14 protein-coding genes are annotated in these 17,541 nt (G+C 56.0%); 9 read left to right on the top strand and 5 right to left on the bottom strand.

The annotated features are described in order from the left end of the window. Nucleotides 1–139 precede the first annotated feature (139 nt). The 5 genes from VJ956_RS13970 (at nucleotide 140) to VJ956_RS13990 (ending at nucleotide 9,162) form a co-directional block, all read left to right on the top strand. Nucleotides 140–2,731: a mechanosensitive ion channel family protein gene (locus tag VJ956_RS13970; protein WP_324085651.1), complete on the top strand. Its 2,592-nt coding sequence runs from the start codon at nucleotides 140–142 to the stop codon at nucleotides 2,729–2,731. Nucleotides 2,732–2,733: 2 nt separating this feature from the next. Further along, nucleotides 2,734–4,113 carry a YbaY family lipoprotein gene (locus tag VJ956_RS13975; RefSeq protein WP_324085652.1) on the top strand — a complete coding sequence of 460 codons (1,380 nt, stop codon included), beginning with the start codon at nucleotides 2,734–2,736 and terminating at the stop codon, nucleotides 4,111–4,113. 75 nt (nucleotides 4,114–4,188) lie between these two features. Beyond that, a complete protein-coding gene (locus tag VJ956_RS13980; RefSeq protein ID WP_324085653.1) occupies nucleotides 4,189–4,614 on the top strand; it encodes a potassium channel family protein in 426 nt (141 codons plus the stop codon). A gap of 256 nt (nucleotides 4,615–4,870) precedes the next feature. Next, nucleotides 4,871–6,067 (top strand): efflux RND transporter periplasmic adaptor subunit, encoded by a 1,197-nt coding sequence (locus VJ956_RS13985; protein WP_324085654.1) that lies wholly within the window; start codon nucleotides 4,871–4,873, stop codon nucleotides 6,065–6,067. Continuing rightward, a complete protein-coding gene (locus VJ956_RS13990; protein WP_324085655.1) occupies nucleotides 6,064–9,162 on the top strand; it encodes a multidrug efflux RND transporter permease subunit in 3,099 nt (1,032 codons plus the stop codon). The genes VJ956_RS13985 and VJ956_RS13990 overlap by 4 nt, the downstream gene beginning before the upstream one ends. 79 nt (nucleotides 9,163–9,241) lie before the next feature. Here VJ956_RS13990 and VJ956_RS13995 read toward each other — a convergent pair whose 3' ends face one another. From VJ956_RS13995 to VJ956_RS14005, 3 genes are all read right to left on the bottom strand, one after another. Further along, the gene (locus tag VJ956_RS13995) at nucleotides 9,242–9,454 is read right to left on the bottom strand and encodes a penicillin-binding protein (RefSeq protein ID WP_324085656.1); all 213 of its coding nucleotides are present in this window, start codon (nucleotides 9,452–9,454) and stop codon (nucleotides 9,242–9,244) included. 3 nt (nucleotides 9,455–9,457) lie between these two features. Then, nucleotides 9,458–10,519 (bottom strand): GGDEF domain-containing protein, encoded by a 1,062-nt coding sequence (locus tag VJ956_RS14000; protein WP_324085657.1) that lies wholly within the window; start codon nucleotides 10,517–10,519, stop codon nucleotides 9,458–9,460. Nucleotides 10,520–10,630: 111 nt separating this feature from the next. Next, the gene (locus VJ956_RS14005; RefSeq protein WP_324085658.1) at nucleotides 10,631–11,563 is read right to left on the bottom strand and encodes a 5'-nucleotidase; all 933 of its coding nucleotides are present in this window, start codon (nucleotides 11,561–11,563) and stop codon (nucleotides 10,631–10,633) included. A gap of 184 nt (nucleotides 11,564–11,747) precedes the next feature. On the opposite strand from VJ956_RS14005, the gene VJ956_RS14010 reads away from it, so the two are divergent. Then, complete coding sequence (locus VJ956_RS14010) at nucleotides 11,748–12,113, top strand: gamma-glutamylcyclotransferase family protein (RefSeq protein WP_324085659.1); 366 nt, start codon at nucleotides 11,748–11,750, stop codon at nucleotides 12,111–12,113. 33 nt (nucleotides 12,114–12,146) lie between these two features. Further along, nucleotides 12,147–13,025: an alpha/beta hydrolase gene (locus VJ956_RS14015; RefSeq protein ID WP_324085660.1), complete on the top strand. Its 879-nt coding sequence runs from the start codon at nucleotides 12,147–12,149 to the stop codon at nucleotides 13,023–13,025. Between the two features lie 8 nt (nucleotides 13,026–13,033). Here the strand turns inward: VJ956_RS14015 and VJ956_RS14020 are convergent, their stop codons facing one another. Together VJ956_RS14020 and VJ956_RS14025 are read right to left on the bottom strand one after the other, a co-directional pair. Next, nucleotides 13,034–13,588, bottom strand: a complete 555-nt coding sequence (locus tag VJ956_RS14020) for a CIA30 family protein (RefSeq protein ID WP_324085661.1) — start codon at nucleotides 13,586–13,588, stop codon at nucleotides 13,034–13,036. Between the two features lie 59 nt (nucleotides 13,589–13,647). Then, a complete protein-coding gene (locus tag VJ956_RS14025) occupies nucleotides 13,648–13,848 on the bottom strand; it encodes a hypothetical protein (RefSeq protein ID WP_324085662.1) in 201 nt (66 codons plus the stop codon). A 325-nt stretch (nucleotides 13,849–14,173) separates the two neighbouring features. Here VJ956_RS14025 and VJ956_RS14030 point away from each other — a divergent pair, with 325 nt between their 5' ends. Beyond that, entirely contained in the window at nucleotides 14,174–15,391 is a 1,218-nt protein-coding gene (locus tag VJ956_RS14030; RefSeq protein ID WP_324085663.1) for a polyhydroxyalkanoate depolymerase, read from the top strand. 101 nt (nucleotides 15,392–15,492) lie between these two features. Then, a complete protein-coding gene (gene phaC / locus VJ956_RS14035) occupies nucleotides 15,493–17,442 on the top strand; it encodes a class I poly(R)-hydroxyalkanoic acid synthase (RefSeq protein ID WP_324085664.1) in 1,950 nt (649 codons plus the stop codon). Nucleotides 17,443–17,541 lie beyond the last annotated feature (99 nt).

Genomic DNA, 17,541 nt, shown 5'->3' on the forward strand with positions numbered 1-17,541 from the left:
ACTTCGCGTATTTAGGTGCGACCTGCAGTAATTAGCGTTTGTAGGTTACCGAACCATCGCACCGAGTGGAAGAGCTCCCGGTTCTTTCATAAAAAGCGGCAGAGACACCCAGGATCTCTGAGAATAATAAGGAAAAGCAATGTTGAAACAAGGATACGCCCGCCCCCACGTGTGTAACCAGCCTGGAAGCTCGTGTGCCCTGATCGTCTGCCTTTCTCATGTTGCTGCTGGTCGCTCCAAGCCGGGCTGGGCAGCTTGTTTTGCGTTAGTCATGGCGCTGGCAGTGCTACCGTTCACGCTGGCCGCTGCTGAAAACCCCGATTGGACCGGAGTCTGGGACACCAAGTGGCGAAACGGTGGTACCCTCATGGAACTTCGGCAAAGCGGCGATCGGGTTGTCGGTTCCTACCCCGGTTTTGGCGGCTCGGTTGAAGGCGTGATCAAAGATAACCAGTTATCGGGTACCTGGTCCGATGCGGCGGGTGAAGGTGTATTGACGTTCGTCATGTCACCGGACCAACAAAGCTTCATGGGGCGTTTCGGCACCGGAGAGTGGTGGACAGGTGTCCGTTCGGACAAGCAATTAGGGGAAACCCTTTCCGGTTCTTTCGACGCTTCGAGTGCTGAATCCGCACTGCTGTCCTTTCTCGAAGCCGGTAATAACGCCAGCGAAGGAAGAAGTGACCGGTTCGGCGTTGTTTTACCTCTGCTGGACTTTTCAGAATTTGAGCAACCACTGACGCTCTACGATCGCATTGATCTCGCCCGCCTGTTGTTTCAGATTGTTGACCGCCTGACCTTCAGAATTCAGGCACTGCGGCCGGACAGCGATCTTGATGGTGCCCGGGAGTACACCGTCACGCTGAGTCAGGCAGGCACCAATGCATCCTACCCGCTAACATTCCATGCAAGCACGACTGCAGGAGCAACAGGCTCCCGCTCGTGGCAAATCATTGTTCCCCCGGAACAGGACATGAAACAGTCGCTCGCGGCTCTACTGCAGAGTCGCGACGGAACGGTACCGCATCCGGAGGAGCATCACGACCTCAAGTCACCGCGCGATACCATGCGAACTTTTCTGGAACAGTGGGCGAGTGCCCGAAGCGGCCAGTCAGAGCTGTTTCTTAAAACAATGGATCTGTCACAAATTGCAGCGGCCGTGCGTGAGGACGAGGGAATGCTGCTTGGCGAATATCTGATCGGCATTCTCCATCGCATTGGCCTGCCATTACGCCAGGAAATACCTGACGACCCGAATCGTCAGGCAGCCTACACGCACTTTATACATCCTGAGGGGAAAGTGGCAATTCAGCCAGTCGAGCAGGCGGATGGATCGCTTCGCTGGCAGTTCAATTCCGACACCATCGCTAGCGTGCGCCAGCTTTTTATTGCAATGGAAGATATGCCGCTGGCCCAGGAAAGCCGGACCTGGGAGCCAACGCCGTTTTTTGAAATTCGTAACAGCGCTCGCGGCATTCATCGTGCCCTGCTTAAAGAGTCTGGTGCGGGGATGGAGATGTGGCAGTGGATTGCGCTGTTGCTGCTGTTGGTCATCAGTATTCCGGTGAGTTGGGCCTTTACATGGCTGACTGCGAAAATATTCCGGCTCAATGAAAATGGGGAAGACCAGTCGCTATCACCCAAGGCGCGCTTCCTATGGCCTCTGCGCCTTATTCTGGTTGCCGGTCTTGGCCTGCTTGCGCTCGGGATTCTGGGTCTTCCCCAGCCCGTGGATATACCACTGCGCGTTTTCATCGGGGTGATCCTCTCCATTGCCGGCGGCTGGCTTGCCTATCACCTGGTAGATAAAGTAAGCGAAGTAATGGGTGTCCACGCCCATAGTTACTTCCGCTACCGGAATGAAATTCTGCGGTCGCTGGTCACGTCAATGGCCAAACTTGCAGTCGTCATCGGTGCAATCCTGTTGCTGGCAGAGATTCTGTCAATTCCGTATCAGGGCGTGATCGCAGGTCTTGGTATCGGTGGACTCGCAGTTGCACTGGCTGCTCGCAGCACGCTGGAAAACCTGATTGGCGGCATTACGCTTTATGCTGACAAGCCGGTTGAAGTAGGGGATTTTTGTTGCTTCGGAGACCATATGGGCGTCGTCGAGGGTATCGGCCTGCGATCCGTAAAAATACGTTCTCTAGACCACTCCATCATTACCGTGCCCAACGCTGAGTTCGTAAACCTGAACATCGAAAATCTCACGCGGCGCCACCAAATGTTGCTGCAGACCAAGATAAATTTTCGTTATGAGACCAAACCAGACCAACTACGCTGGCTTCTGGCAGAGATTCGCAAGTTGTTGCTTCAGCATCCTATGGTGGCGCCCGAACCCGCACGTGCCAGATTCGCCGGCTTCGGCAACCACTCGATGGACATCGAAATATTCGCCTATATCAAAACGAACGACTTCAGCGAGTTTTTCAGTATCCGAGAAGATATTTTCCTTCGCTTGATCGATATTGTCGAAGAGTCAGGCACTGCCTTCGCGTTCCCCTCCACCATCAATTACCTTGCAAGGGACTCAGGCATGGATGGCGAGCGTGCCTCCCGGATCGAGGCAATCATGCGCGAACTGCGCGCAGGCCAGAAACTGCCTTTCCCGGAATTTGACAAAGAAACCCGGGCAGAGTTGAGCGATTCCCTCGATTACCCTCCGAAAGGCTCGGTCGATTCAGGGCACAGGGATAACACTAACTCCTCACGCAACCCAGGGGCGGATTAGATATGAAAGTATTATTAAGTATTTTTACAGTTCTCGTGCTGGCAGGCTGCGCCTCCCTGACGCCGGATTCCGGGACTGCCAGGGTTACCGGCGAAGCTATTTACCTCGAACGTATTGCCATGCCACCGAATGTCCGGCTGGAAGTTACACTGGAAGACATCAGTCTTGCCGATGCGCCGGCTGAGCGAATTGCCGAAGTTACGATCAGGGAAGCAGGTCAACCACCTTACCCGTTCACCATCGAATACGATGAGGAACAGATTGATCCACGCCATACCTATCGACTGGCAGCGCGCCTTTATGATGGTGAGAACCTGTTGTTTGCGACCGATGAGATCCATCAGGTTATTACCCGCGGCTTCCCGTCCGAGGCCACTTTGCGGCTACGGCCCGTTCGGAGTGATGATGCCCGTGGAAAAGCGAGCCGTTTGCCAGCGACATTTTCAGGAACCTTACCCTGCGCCGACTGCCCGGGCATCGATATGCACCTTAATCTGCTGCCCGATGGCGCATATATGCTGCGTGAAGCCTACCAGGGTAAGGATGCCGGTCCATTTTTTGACATCGGGCGTTATCTTCACTCATCGGATGGCCGGGAGATCATTCTCCACGGCGGAAAAGAGGCCCCGAAGAGGTTTGAGAGGATAGGCACGGAAGAATTGCGATTGCTCGACATGGATGGTCAACGCATCGAGTCCGAACTTAACTACAGCCTGTCCAGGCTCCCCACATTCGAGGCGCTTGAGCCACGCTTGTTACTCGGGGGCCAATACCGCTATATGGCCGGCGCTGGCCGGTTCAGAGAATGCCTGACCGGCCTGGAAATGCCGGTGGCTACCGAGGCTGATAATCGGGCCCTTGAGGAAGCGTACCTCGCCGCCAGCGGGGAGCCGGGAGAAGAAATGAGGGTCAGTCTTGAAGGTCAGTTGGCCCAGCGTATGCCAATGGAGGGTCCGGACCCGGTCCTAACGCTCGTTCCGGAACGTTTTATTGGTGTCTGGCCGGACCTGTCCTGCCCGTCGCCTATTCAGTTGGCAACGTTGCAGAATACCTACTGGCGTCTCACTTCACTGGGTTCAGAAGGCGTCCAGCGGGCGCAAAACCAGCGCGAACCGCACCTCGTTTTCCATGAAGGCGGGCGGGTAGCCGGCTCCGATGGCTGCAACGCGCTTACCGGGTCTTACAAAACAGAGGGCTCGAAAGTGATGTTTACCCAGTTGGCTACGACCCGAAAAGCATGCCTGGAAGGCATGGAGCAGGCAGAGGAATTCCGGGACACCCTCGACAGTATCACCGACTACCGGATTGTTGGAAATCATCTCGAAATGCGAGACAACACAGGCCACTTCCGCTTGCGGTTCGAGAGGGTTGCGCTCTATTAAGCTCACTTTTCCAGCCTCGGATCGTTCAGTGACAGATTCGTTTTTCCTGAAACACACAACAGGCGAACAAAAAAGATGACATCTATCCTGATGCTAACATTTGGCCTGGTGGCTGCGACCGTGCTGATTCATACCGCCTTTTTAACCTTGTCGATGAGATGGCTGTCAGGTCTTAATGCTGGACATGAGCGTAATTTCGATTTCTGGCCGCTTACATGGCTTTTTGTAAGGTTGGTATGGATTCTTCTTATCAGTCACACGGCCCAGATAGTCATCTGGGCCTGCTTTTATTATTGGGGCGGCGCACTTTCGTATTTTGAATCTGCTGTTTACTTCTCAGGTGTAACTTACACGACCATTGGGTATGGCGATCTGGTGGTCACCCCCCCCTGGCGCATTATCGCGACGGTCGAGGGGCTGACCGGCATTGTCATGTGCAGCCTTTCTGCGGCTTTTTTCTTCTCGGTCATGACCCGTTTATTCCTTGACCGCCAGCCCTGATTTGCCAGCGTTTCAAGGGAGTCCGCTAGAGAGTTAACCGTCCTGACCCAGACAAAGGATATTAGAAGATGAAAGCGTCATTTTTTCACTCTGTTTTTGCTTTCAAGTCTGTTTCCCAGATTTGGCGTATTTAGGTAGGATTAACATTAATTAGCTCTTTTAGACGAGCAAATCATTGATCCTGGCGACAAAGCGCGCCCTGCTACCACCCGAGCAACAGAGATACTCAGGCCCCAGAGAACAAAAAGGAAAATCAATGTTGAAAATCCGGCACCCCCAGAATCGCCTCAGCATGAAACCCGCAAGGTTTTTTGCGCTGTTTGTGTGTGTTGCTTTTCTTATCGCTGGCTGCTCAGAGCCAGTTGAGACGACACAAAACGCACCGGTCGCGGTTTCCGTGGTGACGGTTAGCAGCTCTGAAGTAAGGCCATCCCGGGAGTTCGTAGCCAGAACCGCCCCCTCCGCGAGAGCGGATATTTCGGCCCGCATCGAGGGTGAAATCCAGGAAATCAATTTTAAAGAAGGCGCCCGGGTCGAAAAAGGTCAACTGCTGGTTCGCCTGGAAGACACTGTCGCCAGTGCAACCCTTAGTCAGGCTCAAGCGGAGCTGACGGCATCCCGTGCGGAGCTGGCCTCGGCCACCAGAAACCTGGAGCGAGGTGAAGAGGTTGCTGGCAAAGGTTTCCTTTCAGCGGCTGACCTGGACAAACTCCAGGATCGTTTCAGTGCTGCGCAAGGGCGCCTGCAAACTGCACAAGCCGCTTTGCAGAAAGCCCAGAACAACCTGGGCTATACCGAAATCCGGGCGCCATTCGATGGCTGGATCGGCAAGCTCAATTTCGATGTCGGTGCTGTTGTCAGTCCCTCTAGCGGGCCGATTACCGAGATTCTGGTGACAGATCCTATCTATGTAGGTTTCCAGGTTAACGAGGCGGATTACATCGGTTATCGCCGTGCCGGAGAAGAAGCTGCCAGCAACCTTGCCAGCAACCTTGAGCTTTACCTGACCTTACCGGACGGGCAGCGATATGCTGCCGCTGGCGTCCTGGATTTCGCGGACGTCCAGACCGACGCGTCCACTGGCACCGTTGCCATGCGCGCGGTCTTCCCCAATTCAGCCTCAGTTCTGGTGCCTGGGCTTTACGTCACTTTGCATATTCAGGGCCAGGCAGGTGAAGACCGGATTCTGGTACCTCAGGTGGCCTTGCAGGAAACACTCGAGGGCAAATTTGTGCTGGTAGTCAATGACCAGGAACAGGTAGCGCAGCGCTTTATCACCACAGGCCCTCGCAGAGGCGCCATGATCGTTGCCGAGACCGGCCTGGAAGTCGGCGATCGGGTCATAGTCGAAGGCATGCAAAAAGTGCGGTCCGGGGTAACTGTAGCCCCGGTACAGAAACTCATCGCCCCCGAAACAGGCGTACTCACCACTGGTGATGGGGCCTCGAAATGATAAGCAGTGTCTTTATTCAGCGACCGAAGTTTGCCTTTGTCATTTCCATTCTGATAACCCTTGCAGGCCTGCTGGCCCTGCGAGGACTGCCGGTCAATATGTATCCGGATATGGCGCCACCCCAGATTCAGGTGTCGGCTTCTATGCCTGGTGCCGGTTCGCAGGTTGTAGAGGAGTCGGTTATCCGGCCCATTGAGCAACAGCTCAATGGTGTGGAAGGAATGATTTACATCGAGTCGACCGCATCCAGTGATGGTGCGGCCAAGATAACGCTGACCTTTGAAAGCGGCACTGATACGGATATTGCTCAGGTAAACGTGCAGAATCGCGTTGCACTGGCTGAACCCTTTTTGCCGGATGAGGTACGACGGCAGGGCGTGGTTGTCAGCAAACAGGCTGGCAACATGTTGATGGGTATCAACCTGACCTCTGAGCGGCCGGATCTTGACGGTGTTTTTCTCAGTAATTTTGCGTCCAATAACCTGGTCGAGGCCCTGGGACGTGTGCCCGGTGTTGGCTCCGCTGAAGTCATGGGCGCGAAAGATTACAGTATGCGGATCTGGCTGGACCCCCAGCGTATGTCGGCGCTTGACATTACCGTTTCCGAAGTAGCCGCGGCATTGAGGGAACAGAACCAGATTGTAGCTGCCGGTAAGCTGGGCCAGTCACCGGTGCCCGCTGGTCAGCAATTTGTGTACAGCATACAGAGCCGCGAGCGGCTCTCGGATCCCGACGAATTTGCCCAGACCATTCTAAGGGCGAAATCCGATGGCGGGTTCGTGCGCCTGCAGGACATCGGTCGCATCGAGCTGGGCTCGCGCTCCTACGCGTCAACGGCCAAGCTGAACAATCGTGATACCGCATTCGTGGTGATTTATCAGCTACCGGATGCCAACGCACTGGATGTTGCAGAAAAGGTCAAAAAGGTTGTCAATGACGCAGCCCCCGCGTTTCCGGACGGTGTAAAGCACAGCATCCTGTTCGACAGCACCGATTTCATCAGCCGCTCCATCGACGAAGTCGTCATCACCCTGTTACAGGCCGTCGGGCTCGTCATACTGGTGGTTTTCCTGTTCCTGCAGAACTGGCGGGCCACCCTTATTCCCAGTATCGCCATTCCGGTCTCGCTCATTGGCACCTTTGCCGTCATGGCGGCGCTCGGCTATTCCATCAATACCATTACCCTGTTCGGGCTGGTGCTCGCCATCGGCATTGTGGTGGACGATGCCATTGTCGTCATTGAAAACGTCGAACGGCTGCTGAAAGAAGAGAAATTACCGATCCGCGAGGCGGTCACAAAAGCCATGGGCGAAGTGACTGGCCCGGTCATCGCCACCACCCTGGTTCTTTTGGCTGTGTTTGTACCGGTTGGTTTCATGCCTGGCATCACCGGCGAGTTGTACAAACAGTTTTCCGTAACCATTTCCGTCGCGGTAATCATTTCATCCATTAACGCCTTGACCCTGAGCCCGGCACTTTGTGTTGCTTTATTGGGTCGCACTGACAGCAAACCCATAAAGTGGTTAAGCCCTGTCGAGAAAGCGATTACCAGCAGCACCAGAGGCTACGACAGATTGGTAACGCAGCTGCTTCGCAAGGGCGCTCTCATGGGCCTGGCACTGGGGGCAATCCTGTTGGCAAGCGCGGGCCTGTTCAAGGCCGTACCCGCTGCATTTGTGCCACCGGAAGACCAGGGCTTCCTGTTTGTGGATGTTCAGTTGCCGGATGCCGCAGCACTTGAGCGTACCGATGCTGTGCTGGAAAAAGTCACGGAACTGGTTCTGCAAGACCCTGCGGTGACCGACTTTATTACGGTATCGGGGTTTTCCCTCTTGGGGGGCGCAAACTCGAACAACGGCCTGGGCATCGTCACCCTGAAAGACTGGGAGGAGCGTGAAGACGAAACTCTTGGTCTGGGACAGGTGATTCCCCGCCTTTCGTCGAGCCTGTGGTCTATTTCAGAAGCGCAAGTCATGATATTCAACCCGCCGCCCATTCCGGGGCTTGGCACATCCTCCGGATTCGACTTTCGGCTTCAGGATAGCCAGGGCCGGGATGTGTCCGATCTGTCCCAGGTGATGAACGGGCTTATTTTCGAGGCCAACGAGCATGAGGCGCTGTCTCGGGTCTACAGCACCTACCGCGCCAACACCCCCCAATATCTTTTGAACGTGGACCGGAATAAAGCCAAAGCAATGGGCATCCAACTGTCAGACATTTTCTCCACCCTTCAGACCCAGATGGGCTCTTTGTACGTCAACGATTTCACCCGTTTTGGCAAGAACTACCGGGTATTGTTGCAGGCAGAAGGCAGCTACCGACAAGAGCCCGAAGACCTTTCCTACTACAAGGTCCGCAATCAGCAGGGTGACATGGTGCCACTTACGACGCTGGCTTCCCTTGAACCTGTTCTTGGCCCATCCACTATCCAGCATTTCAATCTCAAACGCTCGGTAACCATTTCCGGTGAAGCAGCGTCCGGTTATGCCAGTGGTGATGCAATTCAGGCAATGGAAAGCCTGGCTGAGAGCTTGCCACAAGGCTATGAATTCAGCTGGGCAGGACAAAGCCTGCAAGAGATACAGGCTGGCAGCCTGGCAGCGGCGATCTTCCTGCTGGCCATTGTGCTCGTCTATCTGTTTCTGGTTGCCCAGTACGAAAGCTGGACCCTGCCATTAGCGGTTATTGGTGCCGTGCCACTGGCCATGTTTGGCGCGATGGGCGGGCTCTGGGCGTTTGGGATGGCAAACAACATCTACGCCCAGGTAGGACTGGTGCTTCTGATTGGCCTGTCGACCAAAACCGCCATCCTTATTGTTGAATTTGCTATGCAGCTGAAACAATCCGGTATGGCCACAGCAGAAGCGGCCAGACAAGCCGCCGCGCTGCGGTTCCGCGCCGTTCTGATGACAGCGCTCTCGTTCGTGCTGGGCGTTTTGCCCCTGGTCTTTGCCAGCGGCGCCGGCGCGGCCAGCCGGGTCAGCCTGGGTGTGACGGTACTTTTCGGGATGGTGGCAGCCACCGTATTGGGAACCCTGCTGGTGCCGATTTTCTATCAGTGGATTCAGACTGCGCGGGATCGGTTCCACGGCTGAGGGTTCTTTCGCCTGCCTCCCCATCAGGCACGCCCTGCTCACTGATTCTCATCTCCCGGGTTGCAGACCCGGTTGGTGTTCAGTAGCAGGAATTGGGAGACGACTCCGGATTGACTTCTCCGGCGACTTCTTCCGGATCAATGCCATTGCTGACAAGAACTTCCCGCACAAAATTCACCTGGGCGAGAATCCTGTCGGCATCATCTCCATACTCAAACCGGTTGACCTCTACCGGCTGGGGCATGAAGGTGAAGGCGGTTTTCAGGGCATCAAGGGTATCTTTGTCAGACATGGGTCATCCTTCCGGCAACTGGCCACTGGCCTGGGTTTTGCGTTTGCGCTTGTGTTCGTACAGCCGCTGGTCGGCGGCGCGTAACAACTGGTCCGGCAAGCATAGTCCGGCCTCTTCGGAACTCGCTGCGCCGCAGCTGAAGGACGCCTTCAAATGCGTGTCCTGCCAGCCGAATCCTGCCTCTTCAAAATGCGTGATGAAACGCAGGCCAATCTGGTTTGCGGATGCCAGATCCTGATTGGGCAGCAGCACCACAAATTCGTCGCCGGCAAAGCGGAAAATCGAATCGCCCTCCCGCAGCAACGACTGAAACTGATTGGCGACAAAGCACAGATAGGCGTCGCCGCAGTCATGGCCGTAAGTGTCGTTCACCTGTTTGAAGTCGTCGCAGTCGATGAATAGGATCGACAATGGCAGGTTGTAACGGCGCGCACGGCTCAGCTCCTGACTCATGGTCTCGTCCAGATCACGGCGGTTACGCAGCCCGGTCAGCGGGTCTCGCGTGGCCAGGCGTCGCAGCTGTTCCCGGGCCCAGACACTGGTCAGACCGATGGACGCCTTTACCGCCAGCTGCTCCAGGAAGAAGGCCTCCATGCCGGGCTGATACCGGCCTGGGTCCTGGCTGCCGAGAATCAGCCCGCCGATGACACGTTCATCCATCAGCAGTGGAAGGGCGGCCAGCGAGCCAACGCTCGGGCGAATGTCAGCGGGAACCAGTTGACGAAAGCGCTGGGGCCTGTTGATCAATGCAGGCATGCGGGTATTTCCGACCAGCCGGATGAAATCCACGGTGGATAGCCGGTGCACGGTAACCAGTGCGCCCTGCTCGGCAAGCGCCGTGCACAGGCGCTCGTTGTTCTCGATATCGGTCAGCACCAGCCAGACCCAGTCCAGCCCAAAGCGCTTGCGTACAAGATCTGTCAGCCTGTCCAGAAAACTCGTGCTATCACTGAGGTTCATCACCTCAACCTCGACTTCGAACAGGGCACGTGCGATCCGCTCACTGCGACGGGCGTGGTCAATCAGTTCGTTGAGGTCGATTGAATGATCGCGTGGTGCTGGCATTAGCGAGTCATGTTCCATGAAGCGATGGAGTTATCGGCTATCGCCACTTGATACCTCGAACCCGGGCAAATCGCAAGTTTTGGCGAGATTATGGACCTGATACAGGGCGGTTCATTGGTCGGGGTAATTGGAAATCCCGAATGGGATATGGACCATGGGGATATCCCCGGCATCGGACTCCAGGTGTGATCTCTGGTCGTCAAAGAACATATGGGGCTTGAGCACGTTCAAAATCCGGTCTTTCTTCATGCCCCCCAGAAAGAAAACCTCATTGGCGTCCACGCCCCAGTGCTCCAGCGTGGTAATGACCCGTTCATGGGACGGTGCGTTCCGGGCCGTTACGATGGCCGTTCTCAATACCCTGTGGTAATCCGGATTGTCTGCCAGGGCCTGGTCTTCCAGCTTTTGCAGGTGGGAGATCTTGCGGAAAAGACCGGCCAGAGGCCCCGGGCTGTGGGGGATGTGGGCACGTGAAGTTTCATGCTCCTGAAAATCTTTCAGAGAACCTCCCTGGTAAACCTGCTCTGAGGCATCGTCGGCAATGACGCCATCAAAGTCGAAGGCAATTCGAAGCTCCGCATCATCCTGGGTGTCTACGACCTTGCTTGGTAACACTGTCCCCGCGGGGTGGCCGTAATCGATGGCCCGGGATACATCGGACTCATTGGCGGACAGAAACAGCGACGCATTGAATGCAGGAATGTAGGCATACGGCGATTTACCCTCCAGAAAGGCCGCACGGGAGATGTCCAGGCCATAGTGATGAATAGAGTGAAACACCCGCTTGCCGGTAATCGCCGAATTCCGTGACAGCAATACCACCTCTACCGGGCATTTCTCCGGAAATTTCCCGTTAATGCTGAGAAAACGCCGGACGAAAGGGAAGGCCACGCCCTTGCCCAACGGCTTGTCCAGATTGGCTTCCTGATACCGGCGATACGCCTTTTCGCCCTGTCCTCTGAACACGCTATCAGATTCCTTCAGATCGAACAGCGCACTGGAAGCAACGGCGATAACAAGTTTCTGATCTATCGGGTAGGGCATTGTTGCTCCGGTGCCGGGTCGGATGTGGAGTCCATCATGAAATCATAGTCCGCCGGGAACAACCTGCACTGCACTCGCTTGGCGTTGGCGTGTCCTCCTGATAGCCTGATTACTGTTTTTTCTGACAAGGCTCCGTTGCAGTGAAGCTGCCGGTTGAAGGGTACGATGTGCTGAGGCATGGCAAATGATGTTCCTGAATCGTGTAGGCGTCTACGGCACTCTCAAAAAAGGCCAGTCAAACCATGACTTTCTGAGCAGCGCCCGCTTTGTCGGGCGCTGTCAACTGAACCAGATCACGCTTTATGACACTGGCCCTTTTCCGGCTGCGAAACTCGAACCCAGTGATGGCATCGAGGTTGAATTCTACGATATCAACAGCAAGACCTTTGCCCGGCTGGACGAACTTGAAGGTTATAATTCGCAGGCGCCCCGGTCTGGCGAGTATGATCGTCGCCAGTTGGAAACGCCTTTCGGGCCGGCCTGGATCTATATATACAATGACGATGTCTCCTGGCTGCCGCAGATCCGCAGGGGCGGATGGTTTTGCTGACCATGTAACTGACCGGACACCGGGGGTTGCTGTATGAATTGGGGCGAGAATTTCGAACAAATCCGGATCCAGACCTCCGGCGCTGCTATCAACCTGGTGCATGGCGGGCAGGGCAAACAGCCGCTTTTGCTGCTTCACGGCTATCCCCAGACTCACGTTATGTGGCACCGGGTCATTCCTCTTCTGGAGCCACACTTCCACCTGATCTGTCCCGATCTCCGCGGTTACGGTGACAGTGAGAAGCCACACCCGGCCCCCGACCACAGTACCTATTCAAAACGGGCCATGGCCGCGGACATGGCAGAGTTAATGACCGGGCTGGGCCATGAGCAGTTTCTGGTGGCTGGGCATGACCGCGGCGCGCGGGTGGCTCACAGGTTGGCACTGGATTATCCGGAACGGGTCAGCCGGGCCTGTGTCATGGACATAGCCCCGACTTTTCACATGTTCGCCCACACCGACCAGCACTTTGCCACCGGCTACTATCACTGGTTTTTCCTGATCCAGCCGGACGGGCTGCCGGAGCGGATGATCGGTGCTGATCCGGAATATTTCCTGAACCAGAAGCTCAGGCGCTGGAGCGGTTCCGACGCCCACTTTGACCCCGAAGCAGTGGCCGAGTATCTGCGCTGTTTCAGCGATCCTGTAACGATTCACGCTTCCTGCGAGGATTACCGGGCCGCGGCAACCATTGATCTAAAACACGATGAGCAGGACCGGCACCGTAAAATCCGGTGTCCGTTGCTGGTTCTCTGGGGCAAACAGGGTTTTGTTCACCGCACCTATGATGTGCTTGAGGTATGGCGTGATTATGCCCACCAGCCGGAAGGCCGGTCACTGGACTGCGGGCATTTTCTGGCGGAGGAGGCGCCGGAGCCGGTGGCCCGGGAGCTACTGAATTTTTTCAGATAGGGGCAGGATCAGAGTGTCGCCGGAATGCCCTGGAACAGAACCCAGTCCTGCATCCTGAGCTCGAATTCACCAGCCTGGCGTCCGGACACAAACAGGCTCACGGAAGCCAGATTGCGGAGATTCAGTGGTTCTGCATCTGTCACGGTCCTGCCGCGCCAGGTGGGGATGAAATTGCTGAAGGGTAGCTGTATCCGGCGCCATTGATCCGTGTCCGGTGTAAAGCTGTGCTGGTACACGATGCTGCGCCGGTCGGTGCTGTTTCGAAGCCCGACCTTGTAGGTTTTACCATCGCCGAGAACCGGCAGTTCGATACCCGTCCAGCCGGTTGCGTCCAGGGGTTTGACGAGGTCTGCCTTGGCCGAAGCGAAACCGCCGCCGTTATCAAGGCGCACGGTGCCGTAAAAGCGGCCGTATCCCGGTTCCGGGCTGACAACCGCGCCGTCGGATTGGCCGCCCATCACGCGGTCACCGAGAGTTGTCCAGTGCAGCGCTTCGTCCTGGCTGCCAAACCTGACCAGGGTCTGGCGCCGGAGCGCCTGGTTGTCACCGGATCCGGTTTTCATCTGTTACCATCCCTTCTGCGTTTTTTTCAGTCCCGGATGGTCGAATCGACCCCGGACGATTAGCGTCGGTGGATCTGTTCCAGCCGCTCCGCCGGTTGTTCAGATTTTACAGCAGCTGTTGCTGCGGGGTCCGGATTGAGGGCGATCAGGACAATTGTCAGGACCGCAAGCAGGAGGGGGACAACAAGTCCTGCGATTTCAATGACATCAAAGACAATTGGCTCGGGTTCAACCGCGCTGATGTCGTCCAGGTTCTGCATTGGGTGTGCCTTTATAATGTCCGGATGGTTGCCACTGTTGAGGTGTGTCACAGGGTTGTGATTTTATGCCCTGGTGAGGAGGTTGGCAATCGATTAAAGCGTCCGGCAGAACGGGTTTTGATGGTCGCGCCTTGATTGGCCGGGGCCGGAAAATCGGGAAATTTTGATCCAGAGCGGTGAAGCGCCTTAGCGTTGCTCTTAAAATAAGGTAGTATAGACGCTACGTCCGGATGGCAGGCTGGTCCAGCCTGCCAGTCAGTATCCATAACAGCGGATTAGCCGCACAGATACAGGTCAACCGAACTCATCGAGGAAACCTTGCGCCATGATTTACTATGTCCACGAACTGAGCCGCCTTGCTCTCACTCCGGCCCGTATGCTGGCTAACGGCCAGAGCACGGTACTTCGGCATCGGTTGAACCCATTTTCAAGGGTTCCGGGGACCCGCAGCATTGCCTCGGCCCTGAATGTATTCGACGATCTCACCAGGCGTTACCCGAAGCCATCCTTCAATCTGGATACCACGGTTTGTGATGGCGAGACAGTTCTGGTCAGCGAGACCATCGTCAAGCGCAAGCCCTTCTGCCAGTTAAAGCACTTTCAGCGCAATATTGATCGCCCGGATGATCCCAAGCTTCTTATCGTCGCGCCCCTGTCCGGTCATTTTGCGTCGCTGCTCAAGGGCACTGTGGAAACCATGTTGCCGGGTCACGATGTGTACATCACCGACTGGCGCGACGCCTGTATGGTGCCGGTTTCCGATGGCAATTTCAGTCTCGACGACTACATCGATTATGTGATTGATTTTATCAATTACCTGGGCCCGGACACCCACGTGCTGGCGGTCTGCCAGCCGGTTGTGCCGGTGCTGGCGGCTACTGCCCTGATGGCCCAGGACAATCATCCCTCGGCGCCACGCTCCCTGGCTCTGATGAGTGGCCCGGTGGATGGGCGCGTTGACCCGACAGAACCCTGTGAAGTGGCAAAGAAGCACAAGCTTTCCTGGTTCAAACGCAACCTGATCCATACCGTGCCGGCCCCTTACCCGGGCGCCATGCGCAAGGTTTATCCGGGATTTTTGCAGCTGTCGGGGTTCATCAACATGAACTTTGACCGTCATGTGGATGCCTATCGGGGACTGTTCCGGTCTATTCGCGATGATGATGCCGGCGAAGTTGCACGTCACCGGGAGTTTTACAACGAATATCTGGCAGTGATGGACCTGCCCGACAAGTACTATCTGCAAACCATTGAGCGGGTTTTCAAGGAATTCCATCTGGCAAAGGGCTGTTTCAAGCACCGTGGCAGGCTGGTAGAGCCCTCGGCTATCACCAAAACCGCACTGATGACCATAGAGGGCGAGAAAGACGACATCTCCAGTCCTGGCCAGACCCGCGCAGCCCATGCCCTGTGCACTGGTATTCCCGAGGAGCGGCGGGTACATCACCTGCAGCCCGGAGTTGGTCATTATGGCACCTTCAATGGCCGCCGCTGGCGTGAGGAGATTGCGCCCAGGCTTCAGAAATTTATTCGCAGCGCCTGAGTGATCTATTACTGAGGTATCTTATTGTACCCGCACCCCTTTGCCAGCTTGTGCTGGTGGCTTAACATGAACAGGCGGGTGCAAACCGGAGGAGAACATCCATGACAAAAAAGCCTATCCGGCCTGTTGACGTCGGTGATAAAGAGCCAAGAACATTGCGCAAATCTCTGGTCACTGCCGGTCGGCATGGCGGTCATCTGGTCACTAGTTCGGTCTTGAGACGCCTCAAGGGTGGCCGGCCCAACCCGGTCAGCGTCAAGAGCGTGACCAAACCCTTTGCCCGCTTTACCCTGAAATTCGCCACCCAGCCGGATGCCATCATTACGTCCCAGATGCGCCTGGTGCAGAACACTGCCATGCTGGGCGGCGGAACCATGGTGAGCCTGATCAGCCGGGAGCCGATCCGGCTGGTGGCACCTGAACGGGGCGATGGTCGCTTCAAGGACATTGCCTGGACCGAGCGGACCTACTTCAACTTTCTACAGCAAGCCTACCTGATGTCGGACCGCTGGATCATGGACACCATTGATGACGTCAGGGGCCTTGATGAGAAGGATCATGAAAAAGTCCGCTTTTTTACCAGTCAGGTCATTTCGGCAATGTCGCCAAGCAATTTCGTTCTGACCAACCCTGAGGTGTTACGAGAAACCCTGGACCATCGCGGGCGAAATCTGGTTCATGGCTTTGCCAATTTCATGCGGGATGTCGATGCTGCCGATGGCCGGCTGCTTTTCAGAATGACCGACCCCGATGCCTTCGAGGTTGGTGTGAACCTGGCTGACACCCCGGGTGAGATTGTCTACCAGAACGATCTGATGCAGTTGATCCAGTACCGGCCTACAACTGAGACAGTACACCGCCGGCCGCTGCTGGTGGTGCCGCCATGGATTAACAAGTATTACATTCTGGATCTGGGCGCGAAGAAGTCATTCATTCGCTACTGGGTGGATAAAGGCCACACGGTTTTCGTCGTTTCCTGGGTAAACCCGGGTAAAGAGCATGCCAACAAGGGTTTCGAAGACTATATGCTTGAAGGCCCTGTGGCCGCACTGGACGCCATTCAGCAAGCCACCGGCGAGAGCGAGGTCAACACGGTCGGTTACTGTATCGGTGGGACCCTGCTGGGCTCTACGCTGTCATGGCTGGCAGCCCGCGATGACGACCGGGTCAAGAGCGCTACCTTTTTCACCAGCCTGCTGGATTTTTCAGATGTTGGCGAGCTGGGGGTTTTCATTGATGAAGACATGATCAGCAAGATGGAAAAAGCCATGAAAAAGCAGGGCTATCTTGAGGGTGGTTCCATGGCTGCATCATTCAATATGCTGCGCGCGGATAGCCTTATCTGGTCGTTCTATATTAACAATTACCTGATGGGCCGCGACACCCCGGCTTTTGACCTGTTGTACTGGAACACAGACAATACCCGCTTACCCGGTGCCATGCACAGTTTCTACCTGCGCAACATGTATCTTGAAAACCGCCTGGCCAAGCCCGGTGGTATTTCCCTTGCAGGAACACCGATCGACCTCTCCAGGGTTAAAGTGCCGGCCTATTTTGCCTCGGCGATGGAAGACCATATTGCGCCCTGGAAATCCTGCTACAAAGGGTCACGCTATCTGGGCGGACCGGTTCGTTTCGTGTTGGGGGGCTCTGGCCATATTGCAGGCATCATCAATCCGCCATACAAGAATAAATACGGCTATCGGGTAAACGAGAACACTGACCTGCCAGCGGATGAGTGGCTTGCCGGAGCAGAAGAATACGAGGGCTCCTGGTGGCCGGACTGGGTCAAGTGGGCTGAACAGTTCAGTGGCGGTGAAGTGCCGGCGAGAATGCCGGGAGAAGGGGAGTTGCCGGTTATTGAAGCCGCGCCCGGGTCCTATGTGCGTAATGAGCCGGCGCCGCCAACCCCTGTGCAAAGCAGACCGGCACCTGAGAAAGACAAGCCGGCAACCAAAGCCGTTCCCGCCAAGCGCACAAGCCGGAAGCCGGCAGCGGCAGGCAAAACCACGCAAAGCCAGAAAAGTTCAAATTCGGTGAAAGCGAGCTGATCTTCAGCTCGCTCGGTTGCGGGGCCCGCTGATTCAAGCGGGCCCGGCACCATGCCCGAAAGTATTCAAGCCGCAAAAGCCTTCCCCCTCCTTGTAGTC

This window comes from Marinobacter sp. (assembly GCF_035268745.1).
GTDB lineage: Bacteria > Pseudomonadota > Gammaproteobacteria > Pseudomonadales > Oleiphilaceae > Marinobacter.